We start from the raw sequence: 18,325 nt of genomic DNA, 5'->3' as shown, positions 1-18,325 counted from the left end.
CTGATTTTGATAGTGAGGGCCAGCTGGAAATTGCCCGGAGAAACAAATCCCATGACCACTGGAATCCGCCCGCTCGTCGCCGGCAACTGGAAAATGAACGGCACCAGCGCCTCGCTCAACGAGATCAGGATGATCGGCAACGGCTTCATGAGTGGGCTCGACGCCGAGACCGAAGCGGTGGTCTGCGTGCCGGCGACCTTGCTTGCGCACGCCGCCGAGATTCTGTCGCGCACGCCGGTGCGGGCCGGCGGAGAGGATTGCCACACCGAGGAGAGCGGCGCCTATACCGGCTGCATTTCGGCCGAGATGCTGAAAGATGCAGGTGCCAGCCATGTCATCGTCGGCCATTCCGAATGCCGCGCCGATCGCAAGGAGGACGATGCCTTGGTCCAGGCCAAGGCCTCCGCCGCATGGCGCGCCGGGCTGGTGGCTATCATCTGCATTGGTGAGACAAGAGCCGAACGAGAAGCAGGAGCCACGCTCGACGTGCTGTCGCGCCAGGTCGCTGGCTCGGTCCCGCCAAACGCCACGGCTTCCAACACCGTCATTGCCTATGAGCCAATATGGGCGATTGGGACCGGCTTGACCCCGACCGCCGCCGACGTCGCCGAGGCACATGCGCATATCCGCGAAGAACTGGCACGGAAGCTCGGCAATACGGCGGCCAAGATGCGCATTCTCTACGGCGGCTCGGTCAAGCCGTCCAACGCCATCGAGTTGCTCGGCGTCAGGAATGTCGATGGCGCGCTGGTCGGCGGCGCCAGCCTAAAGGCGGCGGACTTCCTCGGCATCGCGGAAGCCTATCGAAACATCGCTTGATACAAGGGCTGGTTGCTGCATTTGAGCGGACGGCCGGCGTCGAAATCGTTGCAAAGGACGCATTGCTTCCCATATTCCGGCCACGGGCTTGGAAATGCCGTCAAAGCATTGTATTGAGCCGCCTCCAAATCAGCGGCCGCACAAGGCCTTGCCAGGGTAAATTATGGAAACCGTACTGATCGTCGTCCACCTCATGGTCGTGCTCGCGCTTGTCGGCGTGGTGCTGCTGCAGCGCTCCGAAGGCGGCGGCCTCGGCATCGGCGGCGGATCGGGCTTCATGACCGCGCGTGGCGCCGCCAATGCGCTGACGCGGGCGACGGCGATCCTGGCTGCCGCTTTCTTCGTCACCTCGCTGACACTGTCGATCGTTGCGCGCTATGGCGAGAAGCCGATCGACATTCTCGATCGCGTGCCGGCGACCTCGGACGGAGCAGGCAAGGGCGTACTCAACCAATTGCCTGGAACCACGACGCCGACGCCGCCTTCAGGCACCACGGCGCCGACCCCGCCGTCCGGCAATGGCGCGGCAACGACGCCGCCGGCAACCGCTCCGGCGACGCCGCCAGCGACAAACGGCGCCGCCGCGCCGGCCACGCCGCAGGTCCCCAACCAGTAATAGGGCAACTTATGCCGCGATCTGTTGTCGTTTGAACACAGTCGCGGCAAATGCCGCACGATCATGAAGATTCGACTGCGCCTCACGCTTGAGGCGCTTCCGGCTAATCGATTATACGTTGCACGCGGCATTCTCGGCGTCCTTGGGGGGCGCCGGGCGACGCCGTGGGCAACAAGCATTGAACGATCGGATCTTCCCCATGCAGCTTCGCAGCTTCATTTTTGCCGGCCTTTGTGCCGTGCTCAGCCTAGGTGCGCCCGCTTTCGCGGCCATGCCGACGGCAAACTCGGCCCACAAAGCCGCAACAACAACCGACGTCGTCAAGGTCGCTGCCAAAAGCGATGCAGCGCAATTGAAGCTTCTCAAGAAGAAGAAAGATCCGACGCCGGACGACCTTGCGCAGATCCGCAAGATCGAAGCCAAGATCGCAGCCGACAAGGACGCCGCTCGCGCCAAGGCACTCGAAGCCAGGAAGCTGGCGATGCGCGAGGCGGCGAAAGCCAAAGCCGATGCGGAACGCCAGGCGTTCCTTGCCAGGAAGAGCCAGCCGCTCGCAACGGCCAAGGTGGCTGACGCCACGCCGGCCAAGAAGAAGACCGTCAACATCATCGAACCGATTACGCCCATTGCGCCGATCCAGTCGGCCGAGCCGATCCCGGCCGAGGCCATGAACGTTGCGCTGACCGGCAACAATGGCGAGTTGCGCAGCGAACCGGTCGGGCAGAAGCCGCAGAGCGTCGGGCTGTTCGCGGGACTGTTCGGCGGCACATCCTCTTCGTCGATGTCGCTGCTTCCGGAAACACGCGCGCTCGACGCCGCGCTCGAAAGGAAGCAGGCCAAGCGGCAGTTCAAGGTCAAGCCGGAATTCGTGCCGCAGGAGGTCGAATTCACCGGCTACAACCCCGGCACCATCGTCATCGATACCAGCGCCCGTCGTCTCTACCTCGTCGAATCATCGTCAACCGCCCGCCGTTATGCCATCGCGGTCGGCCGGGAAGGCCTGCAGTTCAAGGGTACGGTTGCCGTCGGCGACAAGCAGGAATGGCCGCGCTGGATTCCGACGCTGGATATGCAAAAGCGCGAACCCAAGCACTATGGCCAGTACAAGGACGGCATGCCCGGCGGCGGCGACAATCCGCTCGGTGCACGCGCCATCTATCTTTACGACGGCAAGAAAGATACCCACCTGCGCATTCACGGCACCATCGCGCCGCAGTCAATCGGAACCAGCGCCTCCAATGGCTGCTTCCGTATGATCAACGAGCACGTCATGGACCTTTACCGCCGGGTGAAAGTAGGCACCAAAGTCGTCATCATCTGACGCTTTGACAGATCGTGCCAAAAGGGCCGGCCTCGCCGGCCCTTTTGTTTTGATACGCCAACGACCAGAGCGCCTTCTTGGGAAAAAGCCTTCGCGGCGGTTTTTTCTCTGGCGGAATCAATTCGGCCGCGTTAAGCGATGACTCCCATGGCGCGATATGTATTCATCACAGGCGGCGTGGTTTCCTCACTTGGAAAAGGCATTGCTGCAGCGGCCCTTGGGGCTCTCTTGCAGGCGCGGGGCTATCGCGCACGCATCAAAAAGCTCGATCCCTATCTCAATGTCGATCCCGGCACGATGTCGCCCTATCAGCACGGCGAAGTCTTCGTGACCGATGACGGGGCCGAGACCGATCTCGATCTTGGCCATTATGAGCGCTTCACCGGCCGCTCGGCCAACCAGCAGGACAACATCACCACCGGCCGCATCTATAAGAACATCATCGAGCGCGAGCGGCGCGGCGACTATCTCGGCGCTACCGTGCAGGTCATTCCGCACGTCACCGACGAGATCAAGAATTTCGTCCTCAACGGCAATGACGACTACGATTTCGTGCTGTGCGAGATCGGCGGCACCGTCGGCGACATCGAAGCGATGCCGTTCCTGGAGGCGATCCGCCAACTCGGCAACGACCTGCCGCGCAACAACGCCGTCTACGTCCACCTGACCTTGATGCCTTACATTCCGACGGCAGGCGAACTGAAGACCAAGCCGACGCAGCATTCGGTCAAGGAGTTGCGCGGCATCGGCATTGCACCCGACATACTGCTGGTCCGCGCCGACCGGCCGATCCCCAAGGAAGAGCGCAGAAAGCTGTCGCTGTTCTGCAATGTCCGCGAAAGCGCCGTCATCCAGGCGCTCGACGTCCCGCATATCTACGACGTGCCGATGGCCTATCACAATGAAGGGCTGGATTCGGAAGTGCTGGCGGCCTTCGGCATCGATCCGGCGCCGAAGCCGCGCATGGAACGGTGGCAAGCGGTGTCCAACCGCATCCACAATCCGGAAGGCGAAGTGACCATTGCCGTCGTCGGCAAATATACCGGCCTCAAGGACGCCTACAAATCGCTGATCGAGGCGCTGTCGCATGGCGGCCTCGCCAACCGGGTCAAGGTCAAGCTCGACTGGATCGAAAGCGAGATATTCGAGAAGGAAGACCCGGCGCCGTGGCTGGAGAAGGTCCATGGCATTCTCGTCCCCGGCGGTTTTGGCGAGCGCGGCTCGGAGGGCAAGATCCTGGCGGCGAAGTTCGCGCGCGAGCGCAAGGTGCCGTATTTCGGCATCTGCTTCGGCATGCAGATGGCTTGCATCGAGGCGGCGCGTTCGCTGGCCGGCGTCGAGCACGCATCATCGACCGAGTTCGGTCCAACCGAGGAGCCGGTTGTCGGCTTGATGACCGAATGGCTGAAGGGCAACATGCTGGAAAAGCGCAGGGAAACCGGCGACCTTGGTGGTACCATGCGGCTCGGTGCCTACCAGGCCGACCTTGCCAAGGGATCGAAGATCGCCGAGATCTATGGCGATACGCAGATTTCCGAACGCCATCGCCACCGCTACGAGGTCAATGTCGACTACAAGGAGCGGCTCGAGGATTGCGGCCTGGTGTTTGCCGGCATGTCGCCGGACGGCGTGCTGCCGGAAACGGTCGAATATCCCGACCACCCCTGGTTCATCGGCGTGCAGTACCATCCCGAGTTGAAAAGCCGGCCGCTCGATCCGCACCCGCTGTTTGCCAGCTTCATCGAGGCGGCGGTAGAGCAGTCGCGGCTGGTCTAACTAGCCGCCCATGCAAACTTACGTCGCGCTGCTCTACAGCATTGTCCTGGGCGAGGGGCGGCGGGTCGTCATGTCCGATCTGAAGGCGATGGCCGAAGGCCTGGGTCTGAATAAGCCGCGCACGCTGGTGGCGACCGGCAATCTGGTTTTCGAGGCGCAAGAAACAGAACTTGCGGCGTTGGAGCAGCGGCTGGAGGTGACGTTCGCAAAGACTTTCGGCCGCCACGTCGACATCATCGTGCGCCGCGCCGACGGCTGGCTGAGGATGGCGGCCAGCAATCCGTTCCCAGCCGAATCGGCTGAGGCCGCGGACCAGGTGGCGGTGCGCGTGATGCGGGCGCCCGTTCCCGCCGAGACCGCCGCGGCGCTTGAGGCGTATGCCGGCAAGGACGAGAAGCTGCGGATTGTCGGCGGCGACATCTGGATCGTCTTTTCCCGCGAGACGCCGAGTTCGCGGCTGCTTGCGGCGGTCAGTCACAAACGTCTCGGCATCGGCACCTCGCGCAACTGGAATACGGTGCGCCGCCTGGCCGAGATGGTCGCAGAATAAACGGGGCGGCTCGCGCCGCCCCAAATCGCTCAGGCCTTGGCTATCCTGGCTCCGGCACCGAGTGCCATGGTGCGCAGCACGTAGTAGATGACGCCGGCAATTGCCACGCCGAAGAACCAGCCATAGACGCCCCACCATGACGGCAGCAGGCTGGTGAAGTTGGGCAGGATCGAGGAGAAGACCGCGCCGATACCGGCGGCGATGAAGGCATTGACATGCCAGCCGCCCTGAAAGCGGAATTCGCCATTCTCCCTGTAGAGCGCCTCGACGTCGACCTCGCCCTTCCGGATCAGATAGTAGTCGACCATCATCACGCCGAAGATCGGCCCCATCGTTGCGCCAATGATGTTGACGAAGGAGGCGGCACTGCCTTCCCAGGGCGCGAATGGATAGAGCACCAGCGCGATCAGCGCCGCGATGTAGCCGCCCTTCTTGAAGTCGATCTGGCGTGGAAAGACATTGGAGAAGTCGAAGGCCGGCGACACGAAGTTCGCCACCACATTGATGCCGAGCGTCGCCACCGCAAAGGTCAGGGCTGCGAGCGCCGCCAGGAACCAGCTGTCGAATTTCGCCGAAATCTGGTCGGGATGCAGCAGCACCTCGCCATAGACGTCGAAGGCGGCGATCGTCGTAACGCCGGCGACCAGCGAGAACAGGATAAGATTGACCGGCAGGCCCCAGATGTTGCCCTTGCGCAGCGATGCCTTGTCGGGGGCGTAGCGCGCGAAATCGCAGAAGTTGAGATAGAGCGCGGAGAAATAGGTCACCCAGATCGCGGCCACCGCAAACAGCGAGGTCCAGGAGCCCGGCGTGCCCGGCACGCCCGCGTCCTTTGTCTTTTCCAGCAGCACATCCATCGGGATGTCGCTGGTGAAAGCGAAGGTGCCTGCCTTGATGCAAAGATAGATCGCCAGGATCAGCATCATCACCCACACCGCCGGTCCGGCCCAATCCTGGAAGCGGCGCACCGTTTCCATGCCTTTCTGGATGATCAGGAGTTGCAGCGCCCAGATGACGGCGAAGCAGATCACCTCGAGCCCGGAATGGCCGAGGAAATGTGTGCTCTGGTTGAAGTCGGCGAACCATTGCGAGCGGATCAGCAGGGCTACGATCGCCCCGGAGGCGGCCGCCGTCTGCGCGCCGTACCAGAAGCAGGCGACGATGGCGCGCACCAGCGCCGGTATGTTGGCGCCCCAGATGCCGAAGGAGGCACGCGCCAGGACCGGGTAGGGCACCCCGGTCTTCACGCCGGCATAGCCGACCATGTTCATCAACGCATAGATGATCAGCGAACCGATACCGATGGCGATGATGAAGTTGACGAAGCCGCCGCAGAACAGGAACAGGCTGGCAGCGAGATAGTAGCCCCACAGGCTGTGGACGTCCGACGTCCAGACGTTGAAGATCGAGAACGGTCCCCAGTTTCGAACCTTCGCCGGAGCGAGATCCTCATTGTACAGGTCCGGTGATGCGCCTTGTATTGTCATTGCTATGTCCTCCCCTTGCAACCGCACGCGCCTCCACGCATGGCACGCAGGTTAAGCCTGACGCAGGGGAACCGGCAAGCAGACGATTTGCCGGCTTTGGGCTTAAAGTCATTCAATGAGAAACGCGCTTATCGGCGTGGCGTCGTTGAGCTTCTAGCGCCGGCGATTCGTGGGGTGACACCAATCGCTCGACCTAAGCTCCAGAGTCCACCTTGTGCGTGATCAGGGCGGCAAGCTTTTTGGGCGCTTGTGCGCGATAACTCTCATCGAGCCATGACTTCAGTTGTCCCATCGGTGGCAGTTCGTCCGGTGCTGGTTCGAACGTCACCCATCCGCTCTTGCCAAGGCCGTACTCCGTCGGCGACGCATAGTGGAGCTTTCTCGCCTCGTCGCCGCTGTAGGGGAGTTTGAGGGAGATGCTGAACGGTTCGCCTTCAAGGCTCAAATAAGCAAAGGTCTTGCCTTTCACCGCGAGATCGTCGTGACCAGGCCACGGACTCTTTGTCTCGGCGCCTGGATAGGTGAGGCCGAAGGCGCGTAGTTCCTTGAGAACGGCATCGGTCGAAGCGCGCGATTTCCTACTCATCAACTCTCCTCCATCGCTGTCGGTGGCTATCCTGGCAGACGAGCCGACGGGGAGCCTCGACAGCAAGAGCTCGGAGCAGGTGTTCACAATCCTGCAGAATCTGGTGCGCGAACGCGGCAAGACGGTCGTGGCAGTCACGCATGACCTCGACATGGCCGCACGCATGGATCGCCGCATTCACATAGTGGACGGGAAGATCAGCTGAACCGGGCCACGGCGCGATCAGGCCACCGCCGACGTCTCGAAACTGGCCTCGAGCCAGGCTATTGCGCCCGTCACGTCGTCGAGGACATAGGTTGCGGCCGTCGGTCCGTTCGGCTTCACGCGGATGGAGATGCCGCCAATTTCATTGATCGCCTCGAAACCGTGTTCGTCCGATGTATCGTCTCCGAGGAATATCGGCCGCCGGCCAACAAAGGGCGGAATGTCCATGAAACGCTGGATGGCAGCACCTTTGACGGCTTCCAAAGGCATGAGCTCGACGCCGGCGTTTCCCGGAAGCACCCGATAACCCTTCGGAAGCCGGGCCAATGCCTGTTCGACGAGCTGGATTGCGGGTGCAAGCAGTTGCGGTGCTGCTCTTGTATGAACGGCAAGGACCGGCCCCTTGCGCTCGACATAGACCTTGCCGCTGCCCAGTTCGGCCTCGATCTCGTCCGCAAGGGCGGCGATGTCGGCCGGCGCGTCGGCGGCATCGATCGGACCGCTCGGCGTCAGCCGGTGCTCCAGCCCATACAGTCCGGCAATCCGCAGCTTCAGCGGGTGGAACAGCTTGTCCACGGCGGGAATCGATCGGCCGGTGATGAAGGCGACCGCACCATCCAGCCGCCGCTCGATGCGTTCGAGCAGATTGCGCAATTCCTCGCCGACGAACACCGCGTCGGGATGGGCAGCGTGTTCCAGCAGGGTTCCGTCGATGTCGAGGAAGAGCGCCCATTGCCCTTCCGACAGGTTCAACGCCGGTGGTTGTTCAAAGCTTTTCACGACGCTGCCTTCCGAGCCCGCTCGAACATCGAGATGACGTTGTTGGTGTTCGATGGCGGGCGCTCGCCGGTTCCGGTCACCCTGTCGAGATCGCCGCGTTTGCGCAGGCGCGCGGCGTCCAGCAGCATGCTGCCGGCCCAGCGGTAGACATTGTTGTCGCGGACCATCTCGCGCATCGGCCGCAAACGTTCGCGCTGCTCTTCCGGCGTCATCGTCAGCGCCTGCAACAGCGCCTCGCTCATCATGGCCGCATCGTAGGGGTTGACGATCAGTGCTTCCAGCAATTCGCGCGAGGCACCGGCGAAGGTGCTGAGCAAAAGCACGCCCTGTTCGTCGTCGCGCGCTGCGACGAATTCCTTGGCGACAAGGTTCATGCCGTCATGCAGACTGGTGACCATACAGATGTCGGCGGCACGATAGACCTCGTAGACCTGCTCCTGCCGATGATGTTCGGCGACCATCAGGATAGGGCTGTATGTCTCGCTGCCATAGCGCCGGTTGAGCTCCTCGGCACAGCGGCGGCATTCGTCGTGGAGTTGCTGGTAGGCGGGCAATGTCCCCCGGCTCGGCGCGGCGATCTGCAGGAAAACCACCTTGCCTATCCATTCGGGATATCTCGTGAACAATTCGTCCAAGGCATGGAAGCGATCGAGAATGCCTTTCGTGTAGTCGAGGCGCTCGACGCCAACGCATAGTTTGGTATCCGCAGACAGGCCGAATCTGTCGCGCACGCTGGCGCGGCACTCCTCCACAGACGGCAGTTTTGCCAGCAATTGGGCCGGCCATTCTATGGAAATGGGATAGGCGTGGACCAATGTGGTCTGCCCACCATAGGAGATTGCCGCGTCTGCCCGTTCGATCCGGCTCTCCAGAAAGCGGTCGACACTTTCGGTGAAGTTGTTGGCATGGAATTGGGTATGAAAGCCGATGATCGAACTGCCGAGCAGTCCTTCCAGGATCCGCTCACGCCACGGACAGATGCTGAATACTTCCGAATTAGGCCACGGGATATGCCAGAAGGTGATGACTATCGCGTCCGGCAGGCGCTGGCGGATCATGCGCGGCAGCAGCGCGAAATGATAGTCCTGCACCAGCACGATCGGCCGTTCGTTGCGGGCTTCGGCAACCACCGTATCGGCGAATTTGCGGTTGACGGCCTCGTAGGCGTCCCAGTCCGAGGCGCGAAACACGGGGCGGGTGAAGGCGATATGGCAAAGCGGCCATAGGCCCTCATTAGCGAAGCCCAGATAATAGCCCTGATATTCCTCCTCCGTCAGCCAGACCCTGCGCAGCGTGTAGGACGGATTGCCCGGCGGCACCTGCACCCGGTCGTCCTTGTCGACGGTGAGGCGGTCTGCCGTGCCGCCGCCATAGGCGATCCAGGTGCCGGCACAGGCGCGGGTGATGGGCTCGAGTGCCGAAACCAGCCCGCTGGCCGGCACCAAAAGTTGGACCCCGTCATCCTTGATGTTGTGGATGTAGGGTTCGCGGTTGGACACCACGATGACCTGTGCGTCCGGCAGGTCGTCGGCCAGGATCTTGCGCAAAGTGTCGGGCGACCACGTGACCAGTGCCGCATCGGCCGACTGGCCGTTCTTTTCGAACTCGCGCAGCACCTTGCGTGCCGCTTCCGACGCGACATCCTCGCTCGGCGTGTATGCGGCGGCCGTTGCGCGACCGCGGCGCTGGCGGGATATCGACAGGAGAATGGCAAAAGCGGAAAAGCCAAAACTTGCAATCAGCAAAACCCAGAGCAGGTTTACAGTATAATCTGACATGGAATGTGATCTCGCCTCCGGCCGGCCGATAGCCGTTTTTTTTATTTGTTTTCTGGTTCGCCGCCGTATGACAACGACAGCGTCCCCACCCCGCCCATTTTTGCAACGCACAAAGAGGCTATCGGTTCCGGACGATTGCAACGCGCGCGTCATTTTCGATGCGCCGCAGCGCGGCGGCATCAAGTGCGCACGATGAGCGGCACCATCCCCTCATACCGGTCGGCAAGAAAGGCGACGACCCGGTCGCCGACACGCTGGAATGTGAGGTCGACCACTGTCGAGCCGACACCCAGATGCCGCAATGTCAGCGTGTCGATGCCGATCGGCAGCCTTGGGCGGGTGACCCGGATTTCGCTGTTCCAGCCGTCGATTTCGAGCCCAAGGCAGGCCTGCATCAGCATGAAGGCCGATCCCGCTGACCAGGCTTGCGGCAGGCACGCGACGGGATAGGCGATGGGCGCTTCGCCCGGCGACCGGGTAAAGCCGCAGAACAGTTCCGGCAGCCGCATGTTGAAATGGACAGCCGATTCGAACGTGCCGCTCATCAGCCGGACCACGCTGTCGCGCACGCCATAACGTGCCAGGCCTGCACCGCACATGGCGGTGTCGTGCGGCCAGATCGAACCATTGTGGTAGGACATCGGATTGAAGAATATCGCATCGTCGGCCAGCGTCCTCACGCCCCAACCAGAGTGGAACGACGCGGAGAGCAGCTGATCGGCGACCATCTGCGCCCGTTCCGGCTCGGGCAGCCCGACAAAGAGAAGATGGCCGGCATTCGACGTCCGTACCTTGCAGAGCTCGCCTGCACCGTCGATCGCCAGTGCATAGAAATTGAGATCGTCCATCCAGAAATGGCGTTCCACCGCGGCGCGCATGGTTTCGGCGCGTTCCTCCCAATGATCGGCCTTGTCGTCCTCGCCGCGGCGGCGGGCGAGCGCCGCCAGCCCACGGAACGCGGCAAAGACGTAGCCTTGCACCTCGACCAGGGCGATCGGCCCCTTGGGCATGCGGCCATCGGCATGGAAGACGGAATCGAAACTGTCCTTCCAGCCCTGGTTGGCAAGGCCGGTCTCGGCGCCGCGCTGGTAGGTAACGAAGCCGGTCGCGCGGCTTGTCTCCTCCGTCCATTCGGCCGCTGCACAGAGCGATGGCCACAGGCTGTCGACGAACGCCATGTCGCCGGTACGATCCGCATAGGCGCAAGCGAGATGAATATAGAGCGGCGTGGTATCGACGCCGCCGTAATAGCGGCCGAACGGGAGCTCCCGCAGTGCCGCCATCTCGCCCTTGCGGGTCTCGTGCATGATCTTGCCGGGCTGCGAATCGCTGAACGGCGACGTTTCGGTCGCCTGATGCTGGGCGAGAAAGGCGAGTACGCCGCGCGCCAGCCCAGGATTCAACCACAGCATCTGCAATGCGGAAATCACCCCGTCACGGCCAAATGCCGTCGAGAACCAGGGTATGCCGGCATAGGGGTAAGGTCCGGTTGCAAGCTCGGTGGTCAGCAGCGCCACGTCCGCGCGCGCGCGTTCGATCCAGTCGTTGAAGACGCGGCCAGAACTGTGCACCGTCGCGCCGTGGCGGCGTTTGGCGCGCATGCCGAAGCGAGCGCGGGCGGCTGCAGCCCGAAAACGGTCGCGGTCGGGTGTCTCCGCCACTTCCGGGCCGACCTCGATATAGAGGACCTCGCTGCTGCGCTTCGTCACCGCAACCAGGAAATCCGCGCGGCTGGCGGTCAAATTGTCCGGCGCCTGCGAGAACGAGATCGCCGACAGGCGCACGAGTTGGTCCAGCCCGTCATATCGAAGCACCACGGATGTCGGACTGGTCTCGGCGGCGTGGGCTATTCCGCGCTTGAGCCGGGTCGAACCGCGCACCTCGAACATGTCGCGGAAATCTGCTGCGAAATGCAAGGAAACCCGAATGGCCGACGATTCCTGGCTGTAGTTGGAAAGGGTGATGCGCTCGAACAGCCGGTCCTGCCAAAGCAGCCTGACGCGTTCTATGTGGATCGCGCCCTGCGGAATGTCGCGACCACCGACACTCTGGATCGGCAGATTGGTCAGGTTCGAGGTGAAAAGCACATTGTCCTGGCTGAGCGAGGCGCCGAGCAACGACATTTGCCGGCCACCGACCGTCAGCCGGAATTCCGAAAGCACACGCGTGTCGTCTCGGAAAAAGCCATCGCCGGCGCCGCGGATGTCGCCATAGGCGTCGGCCACCGCGAAGCAGTCGGCTTGCTTGAGGGCGAACAGCCGGTGCGGCTCCCGGGGCGCAACCTCGTCGAGGGAGGCAAGGGCTACGGCGGGATCAAGCTTACGCTCGTCGAGTTGATTCATACGTCACAAGCTCTGTCGTTTCGTTTCCAACGTCCACAATGACGCCGATCAGGACGCTCTCGCTTCACCGGGAGTACCGATCAGGCGCGCATAGGCAGCCACATAGTCGTGGGCCATTCTCGTGGCAGAAAAACGGTTTTCGAACACGGCTCTCACCTGTCGCCTGTCGAGGCGCAGCAATTCCGGTATCGAGGCGACCGCAGCATCGACCGTATCGACAAGGAAACCGGTCACGCCGTGGTCGATGATCTCCGGCAGGGCACCGCATTTCCAGGCGATCACCGGCGTGCCACAGGCCATAGCCTCTATCGCGGCAAGACCGAACGGCTCCGGCCAATCGATCGGAAACAGCAGGCCGGCCGCCTTGCCGAGGAATTCCGCTTTTCTGTCCTCTTCGATCTCGCCGATATAGTCGACACGGTCGCCGTCGATCAGCGGCTCGACCGTGTCGTGGAAAAAAGGGCGGTCGTCGTCGCCGATCTTTGCCGCAAGCTTCAGTTTCAGCCCGGAGCGCAAGGCGATCTCAATGGCACGGTCCGGGCGCTTGTCGCGCGACAGCCGGCCCAGAAAGGCCAGATACGGCTCGTCCACCTCCGTCTCGAAAGTCGGCTCATACGTATTGATCGGTAGCCCGTGATGGATGGTCGCCAGCCAATTTGCCCTGGGTAGCCCGGTTCTCTGGCTACACGAAATCGAGATCATCGGAAAGCGCGGAAAATGTTCGTAGGCCGGGGCCAGGTCGACATAGTCGAGCCTGCCATGCGGTGTCGTCACCGTCCGGTCGGGCATGTGTTCGAAGAAAGGAAAATGCAGGAAGTGGCTGAGATGGAAATGGATGATGTCGAACTGTTGCGCACGGCTCCTCACCTCGGCGAGCATCGAGAGATGCGCCGCGGTTTCGGATTTGTGCGGGCGCGGATCGAGACGGAGCGCGCGCTCGCGACACGCCACCAATTTCGCCGACGTCTTGGTATCGCCGCTGGCGAACAGGGTCACGTCATGGCCAAGCTCGACCAATCCTTCGGTCAGATAGGAGACGATGCGCTCCGTCCCTCCATAGAACCGGGGTGGCACGGATTCATGGAGCGGCGCCACATGGGCTATTCTCATGTTTTGGCATTTCCCTCAAAAAGACTGCTCGTGGCATCGAAATGCATCAGCCGCGCTAACGTTCCCGTACAATGGCAAGATGCCACCCAATTGGGGCAAGATGTCACCCAATTGGAGCTGCCGGGCGCGTCGACCGTTGCTCGTCTCGTCCAGCAAACATTTTTCAGGCCAAGCCATGTTTTGCCGGGAACCAAAGTCGGGTTCGCGAGTTTAGTGGGGTTCGATCGCACGCATCCGGTCGACGGGGAGGAAATGATGGACCGCTTGCAATTCTTTTCGCCCGTGCGGATTTTGCGCGGACAGGGACAGCCCGTGGAGGAGATCGACAGCGTTGCCGAAGCGATGGCATTCTTGCGAAAATGGCCGGCCGGGCGGCGCGGGCCGGTTTACCAGTGCGCCGTGAATTGCTGCGCTGCGGCCATGGCCGGCCGGATGTCGGCCGAGGAAGCGAGAAAGGCTTTTGCCGGCTTCGCCCGGATCACCCGCCTGCTCGAGGGCGATCGGCCGTTGCCGATGAGCGGCGAGGATCGGCATCGCGATCACGCCTTGAGGCGATAGGCCAGCTGCCGCAGATGGTCCGAGCAAGGGCATTCAGCCTGAGCGCCTGATCGGCGACCGACTCGCTTTCGCGAACAGTCGTTTGAGCTGAGCAACGGCGCCGTTTTCGCTGATGTACTCGCAATAGGCGACGTAATCGGGGTCGCGTGACAGATGGCATTCCTCGGTGATGGCGCGGAGTGCGTAGATGGCATTGAGCGCGAGCAGGATAGCGGAGTGCCGCAGCGCGTCAGCGGGTCCTGCGGCGGTGAGGAAAGGTAGGGAGACCAGCCACCACGACAGGTTTTTCGAAACATAGGCCGGATGCTTGATCCAGCGATACGGTCCGCAGGTGATGATTCCGCGATTGGTGAGATTGGAAAATCTCAGGCCAAAGCTCACGGTGGACCAGACAAAAATCAAGATGCAGAAGAGGATCGCCGATCCCCAGAAAACCTGGAGCGCCGGTGAGGGCATCACCGCCGTCCAGTTGGCGCCCGTTTCGTAGTTCAGGTAGGCACGGGTGGCGGCGTTGATGGGTTCATAACTGGCAAGACAGACCAGCCAGCCGAATACGGTGGGCTCGACGGTGCGGATATGATTGTCGAGGACGCGCAGCGTGAAGACGTAGCCGACGACCGCGACAAGAACATCCACCATGAACAGGAGATCGATTGCAAAAGCGTGCCAGCGCATGATGTCGAATCGATATGGTTGTTCCAGCCCGGCAAGGATCGAACCCAGTGTGGAGCACAGATAGACGAACATCAGCGGCAGGAAGAAGCCTTTGACGATCCAGCCCCGCACGTGCTGGCGTATCTGCTCGGTCCTTTGCGGCACGGCGCCGCTGAGGACGAATGCACCGATTTCGGCATATGAATCTTCCGGATCGGTCTGCCGGCGGTCGACATAGGCAACATAAAACGGCGCGGCGACGAGCAGGGCCGGCAAGGTGTCGTAAAGCGCTGCCCAGTAGGGGGCGTAAAACCCACGCCGGTATTCCGGCACTATCCAGTAGACTGCGGCAATGGTCGTGAGCGTGACGATGAAGCCGATGAGCTTGCGCACGACGCGCTCGACTTCAAGCGCTCGCATCGGCTTCGCCTGCAATCCCGTCGAACGCCTCCGGAACGTCTGGAAATAGGCCGTGTCGACCGCGATCATCGCTGCCGCGGTAGCTGCAATGACAGTCATGGCCTGCAAATGCACAGGACAGCTTCTGTTGACGAGCACTTCGACGGCCAGCGCAAGACCAAACAGTCCTGCAAGGCCGGTTAGGGGCGCGGTCGCGGATTTCGGTTGGAGCGTCAAGCTGCTACTCCCGTTGTCATGAGGGTTGATCGTCGTCGGCGGCCGCCACGGGTCACGTAGTGTGCCCACCCGCCGCCGCTGGTGCCACTTGAGCAGCCGCTACACTCCACCGCTGCCGTTGGATCCGCTGCTGCTTGTCCCGTCGTTGCCGCCGCTGGATCCGCTGCTACTGCTCGATCCGCTTGAGCCGCCGCTGCTTGTTCCGTCATTGCCGCCGCTTGAACTGCTGGTGCCACTCGAACCGCTGCTGCCGCTGGAGCCGCTGCTGCCGCTGGAACCGCTGCTGCCGCTTGAACTGCTGGTGCCGCTCGAACCGCTGCTGCCGCCTGAACTGCTGGTGCTGCCTGAGCTGCTGGTGCCGCTCGAACCACTGCTGCTGCTTGAGCCGCCGATGGGCCTGTTGTTGAGGTTGTGTGGGGAGCGATGGTTGTTGGCGCCCTCGTTTATATTTTCGCAGGTGCATTTGCGCTGATATTTGGTGCCGAAAGCACTGTGTTCATTGCTCGCCTTCTTGCAGACCAACCTATGGCAAATCAAATTCGCTTCGGTTGTCTCGGGGGTAAGGCCGGTGATCACTATTGCGGTTGTCGTGGCCGCCATGGCCATGATCGAGAACCGGAGTAAATTCCGAAAATTTTGCATAGATACCTCGCTTTCTGACGCCTCGCTTCTCGGGCTCGCGCCCAAGCTTCCTGATTGTCGAGTGGGTATTTGCAACAAGGCCGCATACGGATCGCTTACGCCTCAGCGGTCGGGCTCAGGGGCGGCGAAAAAAGTTGAACAAAGCGCAGACAATGCTGCCGCATTGCGGTATTTCGACCAGAAAAAAGGAAGATGCACTTTGGGGGAAACGGAAAATGTCGAAACGGCTTAGACTGGTGCTGGGAACGGCCGGCGCAATTGCCGTCGCCATTGTCTGGGGGATCATCGCCACGTTAATGGGTGTGCCATCGATTCTGATCACTGTAGGAGCGGTCGCGATCGGCGCGGGCATCTACAGCTATGTCGATCGAAGCCGAAGCTGATCCGGTTATCAGGCTACGGGCATAACGCAAAAATCCCACCGTCGCAGACTGTCTGCGGCAATGCTCAGTGTACGAAAATTACCAACGACAGCGGTCTGTGGAACGAGTGGCCTGCCGAAGCTATTGTGGTGTCGGTCCGAGACACCCCCGCCTCGGGTCATTGGCTCACCCAGCCGAGTGGTCCGCTGCTACCCAATGGCAGCGGACCTTCATCCGGAGGACAGACCCGGAAGACGGATTGTGCCGAATCGAGGGAGAACGATGGTCGTTGACGAGATTGCCGCGCGGCGCCTGAAAATTCTGCTCGAGCAATACATGGAGACCAGGAAGAGGCGCCACGATGCGGTTTCCACCGCAGCGGCTGAGATCGCGATCAGGGCTGTCATGCCGAATTGCCCGGCCTCCGGAAAAGTCCTGGACGACATGATTGCGGCATGTGCGTTCGAACACGGGCTGGGGGTGCTGTTCGATCGACCTGACGCATGAAGGCCTAAACGCCATGAATCCCAACGCCAAAATCGCACGGTGCTGTCGTGCACAAATCCGACGCTGTTCCTGAGGCGCTCGCCACTAAAGCGCATCGCGTCGATCGGCCTCATGCGATGCGCTGTAAGTGCCTGTTTTTGTGCATGTCGTTGCCGCAAAACCGCTGCACAGTTTTGCGCGACATGCATTAGAGAAACCGACCGACCGGAGCAGCCATGCCGAGATATTTTTTCCATTTCCGAAACAATGAGGGCCGCTTGACGGAAGATTTCGAGGGTCAGGAGTTGGACGGTTTGTCCGCGGCTCAGGATAACGCAATGGCCTCGGCCAAGGAAATCCTGGCCGAGGGCCTGCTCAGCGGCAGCCCGGTCCTGACAGGTCTTTCCTTCGAAATCTGCGACGAGAACCGGAAGCTGCTTTTCCGATTTCCATTCTCGGAAGCTGCCGAAAAGGCCGGCACTCGGCCGTGATTGGCCAAAAGCCCCGCGATGCGGGCGAGCTTTGATCGAGCCTGGCTGAAAAACCGCATGTCGCGGCAAGACGGTCGTTGGTGCAAATCAGCACCATAGCCAAATTAGTAGCATAGCTGCCGGCACAAAGCAAGAACAAATATGGCTTGCCTTGCCTACGGGGGCGCCAAGCGACGTTGCCATTTCCAACCAGTATGTCGATTTGTCGGGCCGGGTGTTCGTCAACTTACCGAAACGTCTTCGCAGGATGCTGTGATCAGGAGTTCCTTTCTCCCGCGGTTGCGTTTACAGGACGCTCAGGACAGTGTCGTTTGCGCGCCGGCAACTGGACCGAGTTAGGCCGGGCGCACAGTCCCCCTCCGTCAAGGAAACCAATCCGGCGCCGTTTTTGGAGAACAATGATTTGTGGTGGTCAAATAAGCAAAAGAGATTCAAGGGAACGTGGGACGACCGACTGGACGGCCTATTCTCAGCAGAGGTCGACTACGCCGGGAAATCCATTCTCGATGTTGGCTGCAACATGGGTGTTGTCGCCTATGAGATATCCAAGCTAGGACCGAGTTCGATCCATGGGATCGACATTCTCAAGCCGCATATCGAGACGGCCAGGATGATCTTCCTGGGTTGTCCGGTCCAAAGCCGGTTCGATTGTCTCGATCTTGGCAGCCGGAAGCTGCAAAATGTTCTCCAACCGCAGTACGACGTCGTCATGCTGCTGGCGGTCTACCATCACATGCAGTGGAGCCTCGGCGCGGACAAGGCGCGACGCGTGCTGTGCGATATCGCCGGGCGTGCTCAAACGATCGTTGCCCGCGTCCCTCCTGGCAAGGATAAGGAGATGATCGCGGTGCTTTCGGATGTGGGCTTTTCAATCAAAAGCAATCACACATCGCCTCTTGGAAGCCATCTCATGGTCCTCGGGAAACACTGACCAGGCATAGCGCGGCCGACGACGAATGGCGCAAGAGCCGCGTGGCTGGGGTCCGCTATGCTCGGATGCGAGGAACCGACGGTCATAGGCCGATGACGTGCAAGGATCCGGTTCGGCATTGACTGCGGTCGGGAACGAAGCCACAGACAGGTGATCGAAACCGTCTCGCGCTTCAAGATAACGCGAAGACCGGACG

Annotated in this window: 19 protein-coding genes and 1 pseudogene; 13 read left to right on the top strand and 7 right to left on the bottom strand. The window is 61.4% G+C overall.

Annotated elements, in window-relative coordinates:
- Nucleotides 1-51 precede the first annotated feature (51 nt).
- From tpiA to NKJ81_RS11850, 5 genes are all read left to right on the top strand, one after another.
- Entirely contained in the window at nucleotides 52-819 is a 768-nt protein-coding gene (tpiA, locus tag NKJ81_RS11870) for a triose-phosphate isomerase (protein ID WP_352474263.1), read from the top strand.
- A gap of 163 nt (nucleotides 820-982) precedes the next feature.
- Nucleotides 983-1,435 (top strand): preprotein translocase subunit SecG, encoded by a 453-nt coding sequence (gene secG, locus NKJ81_RS11865; protein WP_352540554.1) that lies wholly within the window; start codon nucleotides 983-985, stop codon nucleotides 1,433-1,435.
- Nucleotides 1,436-1,634: 199 nt separating this feature from the next.
- On the top strand, nucleotides 1,635-2,756 hold the full coding sequence (locus NKJ81_RS11860; protein WP_352540553.1) for a L,D-transpeptidase: 1,122 nt from the start codon (nucleotides 1,635-1,637) through the stop codon (nucleotides 2,754-2,756).
- Nucleotides 2,757-2,903: 147 nt separating this feature from the next.
- Nucleotides 2,904-4,532 carry a CTP synthase gene (gene pyrG, locus NKJ81_RS11855; RefSeq protein ID WP_352448839.1) on the top strand — a complete coding sequence of 543 codons (1,629 nt, stop codon included), beginning with the start codon at nucleotides 2,904-2,906 and terminating at the stop codon, nucleotides 4,530-4,532.
- Between the two features lie 10 nt (nucleotides 4,533-4,542).
- Nucleotides 4,543-5,082: a DUF1697 domain-containing protein gene (locus NKJ81_RS11850; RefSeq protein ID WP_352540552.1), complete on the top strand. Its 540-nt coding sequence runs from the start codon at nucleotides 4,543-4,545 to the stop codon at nucleotides 5,080-5,082.
- 29 nt (nucleotides 5,083-5,111) lie between these two features.
- On the opposite strand, the gene NKJ81_RS11845 is transcribed toward NKJ81_RS11850, so the two are convergent.
- Nucleotides 5,112-6,569 carry an NCS1 family nucleobase:cation symporter-1 gene (locus NKJ81_RS11845; protein WP_352474257.1) on the bottom strand — a complete coding sequence of 486 codons (1,458 nt, stop codon included), beginning with the start codon at nucleotides 6,567-6,569 and terminating at the stop codon, nucleotides 5,112-5,114.
- Between the two features lie 193 nt (nucleotides 6,570-6,762).
- Entirely contained in the window at nucleotides 6,763-7,155 is a 393-nt protein-coding gene (locus NKJ81_RS11840) for an MmcQ/YjbR family DNA-binding protein (protein WP_352474256.1), read from the bottom strand.
- On the opposite strand from NKJ81_RS11840, the pseudogene NKJ81_RS11835 reads away from it, so the two are divergent.
- A pseudogene (locus NKJ81_RS11835) lies at nucleotides 7,151-7,360 on the top strand (ABC transporter ATP-binding protein); the annotation flags it as partial. The gene NKJ81_RS11840 and the pseudogene NKJ81_RS11835 overlap by 5 nt on opposite strands.
- Nucleotides 7,361-7,377: 17 nt before the next feature.
- Here NKJ81_RS11835 and otsB read toward each other — a convergent pair.
- The 4 genes from otsB to NKJ81_RS11815 all read right to left on the bottom strand — a co-directional run bounded on the left by otsB (nucleotide 7,378) and on the right by NKJ81_RS11815 (nucleotide 13,369).
- Complete coding sequence (otsB, locus tag NKJ81_RS11830) at nucleotides 7,378-8,139, bottom strand: trehalose-phosphatase (protein WP_352540551.1); 762 nt, start codon at nucleotides 8,137-8,139, stop codon at nucleotides 7,378-7,380.
- Nucleotides 8,136-9,917, bottom strand: a complete 1,782-nt coding sequence (locus NKJ81_RS11825; RefSeq protein ID WP_023674969.1) for an alpha,alpha-trehalose-phosphate synthase (UDP-forming) — start codon at nucleotides 9,915-9,917, stop codon at nucleotides 8,136-8,138. Before NKJ81_RS11825 ends, otsB begins: the two co-directional genes overlap by 4 nt.
- A gap of 179 nt (nucleotides 9,918-10,096) precedes the next feature.
- On the bottom strand, nucleotides 10,097-12,259 hold the full coding sequence (locus NKJ81_RS11820; RefSeq protein ID WP_352540550.1) for an amylo-alpha-1,6-glucosidase: 2,163 nt from the start codon (nucleotides 12,257-12,259) through the stop codon (nucleotides 10,097-10,099).
- A 48-nt stretch (nucleotides 12,260-12,307) separates the two neighbouring features.
- On the bottom strand, nucleotides 12,308-13,369 hold the full coding sequence (locus NKJ81_RS11815; protein ID WP_352540549.1) for a glycosyltransferase family 4 protein: 1,062 nt from the start codon (nucleotides 13,367-13,369) through the stop codon (nucleotides 12,308-12,310).
- Here NKJ81_RS11815 and NKJ81_RS32645 point away from each other — a divergent pair.
- Nucleotides 13,355-13,927 (top strand): DUF982 domain-containing protein, encoded by a 573-nt coding sequence (locus tag NKJ81_RS32645; protein ID WP_502893790.1) that lies wholly within the window; start codon nucleotides 13,355-13,357, stop codon nucleotides 13,925-13,927. The two genes, NKJ81_RS11815 and NKJ81_RS32645, sit on opposite strands and share 15 nt — an antisense overlap.
- A gap of 33 nt (nucleotides 13,928-13,960) precedes the next feature.
- Here the strand turns inward: NKJ81_RS32645 and NKJ81_RS11805 are convergent, their stop codons facing one another.
- Nucleotides 13,961-14,974: a methyltransferase family protein gene (locus tag NKJ81_RS11805; protein ID WP_352540548.1), complete on the bottom strand. Its 1,014-nt coding sequence runs from the start codon at nucleotides 14,972-14,974 to the stop codon at nucleotides 13,961-13,963.
- Nucleotides 14,975-15,305: 331 nt separating this feature from the next.
- Here NKJ81_RS11805 and NKJ81_RS11800 point away from each other — a divergent pair, with 331 nt between their 5' ends.
- The 6 genes from NKJ81_RS11800 (at nucleotide 15,306) to NKJ81_RS11775 (ending at nucleotide 18,129) form a co-directional block, all read left to right on the top strand.
- Nucleotides 15,306-15,689, top strand: coding sequence for a hypothetical protein (locus tag NKJ81_RS11800; protein WP_352540547.1), 384 nt, complete (start codon nucleotides 15,306-15,308; stop codon nucleotides 15,687-15,689).
- A gap of 6 nt (nucleotides 15,690-15,695) precedes the next feature.
- Entirely contained in the window at nucleotides 15,696-16,091 is a 396-nt protein-coding gene (locus tag NKJ81_RS11795) for a hypothetical protein (protein ID WP_352540546.1), read from the top strand.
- Nucleotides 16,075-16,242 (top strand): hypothetical protein, encoded by a 168-nt coding sequence (locus NKJ81_RS11790; RefSeq protein ID WP_352540545.1) that lies wholly within the window; start codon nucleotides 16,075-16,077, stop codon nucleotides 16,240-16,242. Before NKJ81_RS11795 ends, NKJ81_RS11790 begins: the two co-directional genes overlap by 17 nt.
- Nucleotides 16,243-16,503: 261 nt before the next feature.
- A complete protein-coding gene (locus NKJ81_RS11785; protein ID WP_352502409.1) occupies nucleotides 16,504-16,728 on the top strand; it encodes a hypothetical protein in 225 nt (74 codons plus the stop codon).
- 215 nt (nucleotides 16,729-16,943) lie between these two features.
- Nucleotides 16,944-17,198 carry a DUF6894 family protein gene (locus NKJ81_RS32640; protein ID WP_352977186.1) on the top strand — a complete coding sequence of 85 codons (255 nt, stop codon included), beginning with the start codon at nucleotides 16,944-16,946 and terminating at the stop codon, nucleotides 17,196-17,198.
- Between the two features lie 304 nt (nucleotides 17,199-17,502).
- Nucleotides 17,503-18,129 (top strand): class I SAM-dependent methyltransferase, encoded by a 627-nt coding sequence (locus tag NKJ81_RS11775; protein ID WP_352540544.1) that lies wholly within the window; start codon nucleotides 17,503-17,505, stop codon nucleotides 18,127-18,129.
- The last annotated feature ends 196 nt before the right edge of the window (nucleotides 18,130-18,325 follow it).

Origin of the sequence: Mesorhizobium sp. M0018, assembly GCF_040323955.1 — a bacterium.
Classification (GTDB): domain Bacteria; phylum Pseudomonadota; class Alphaproteobacteria; order Rhizobiales; family Rhizobiaceae; genus Mesorhizobium.
The sequence above is the reverse complement of the archived record's forward strand: the minus strand, read 5'-3'. Positions and strand labels throughout refer to the sequence as shown.

Coding starts and splice junctions, on each gene's coding strand:
- tpiA (WP_352474263.1), top strand. CDS start 52: ATGACCACTGGAATCCGCCCGCTCGTCGCCGGCAACTGGAAAATGAAC.
- secG (WP_352540554.1), top strand. CDS start 983: ATGGAAACCGTACTGATCGTCGTCCACCTCATGGTCGTGCTCGCGCTT.
- NKJ81_RS11860 (WP_352540553.1), top strand. CDS start 1,635: ATGCAGCTTCGCAGCTTCATTTTTGCCGGCCTTTGTGCCGTGCTCAGC.
- pyrG (WP_352448839.1), top strand. CDS start 2,904: ATGGCGCGATATGTATTCATCACAGGCGGCGTGGTTTCCTCACTTGGA.
- NKJ81_RS11850 (WP_352540552.1), top strand. CDS start 4,543: ATGCAAACTTACGTCGCGCTGCTCTACAGCATTGTCCTGGGCGAGGGG.
- NKJ81_RS11845 (WP_352474257.1), bottom strand. CDS start 6,569: ATGACAATACAAGGCGCATCACCGGACCTGTACAATGAGGATCTCGCT.
- NKJ81_RS11840 (WP_352474256.1), bottom strand. CDS start 7,155: ATGAGTAGGAAATCGCGCGCTTCGACCGATGCCGTTCTCAAGGAACTA.
- NKJ81_RS11825 (WP_023674969.1), bottom strand. CDS start 9,917: ATGTCAGATTATACTGTAAACCTGCTCTGGGTTTTGCTGATTGCAAGT.
- NKJ81_RS11820 (WP_352540550.1), bottom strand. CDS start 12,259: ATGAATCAACTCGACGAGCGTAAGCTTGATCCCGCCGTAGCCCTTGCC.
- NKJ81_RS32645 (WP_502893790.1), top strand. CDS start 13,355: ATGGGCTATTCTCATGTTTTGGCATTTCCCTCAAAAAGACTGCTCGTG.
- NKJ81_RS11815 (WP_352540549.1), bottom strand. CDS start 13,369: ATGAGAATAGCCCATGTGGCGCCGCTCCATGAATCCGTGCCACCCCGG.
- NKJ81_RS11790 (WP_352540545.1), top strand. CDS start 16,075: ATGTCGAAACGGCTTAGACTGGTGCTGGGAACGGCCGGCGCAATTGCC.
- NKJ81_RS11785 (WP_352502409.1), top strand. CDS start 16,504: ATGGTCGTTGACGAGATTGCCGCGCGGCGCCTGAAAATTCTGCTCGAG.
- NKJ81_RS32640 (WP_352977186.1), top strand. CDS start 16,944: ATGCCGAGATATTTTTTCCATTTCCGAAACAATGAGGGCCGCTTGACG.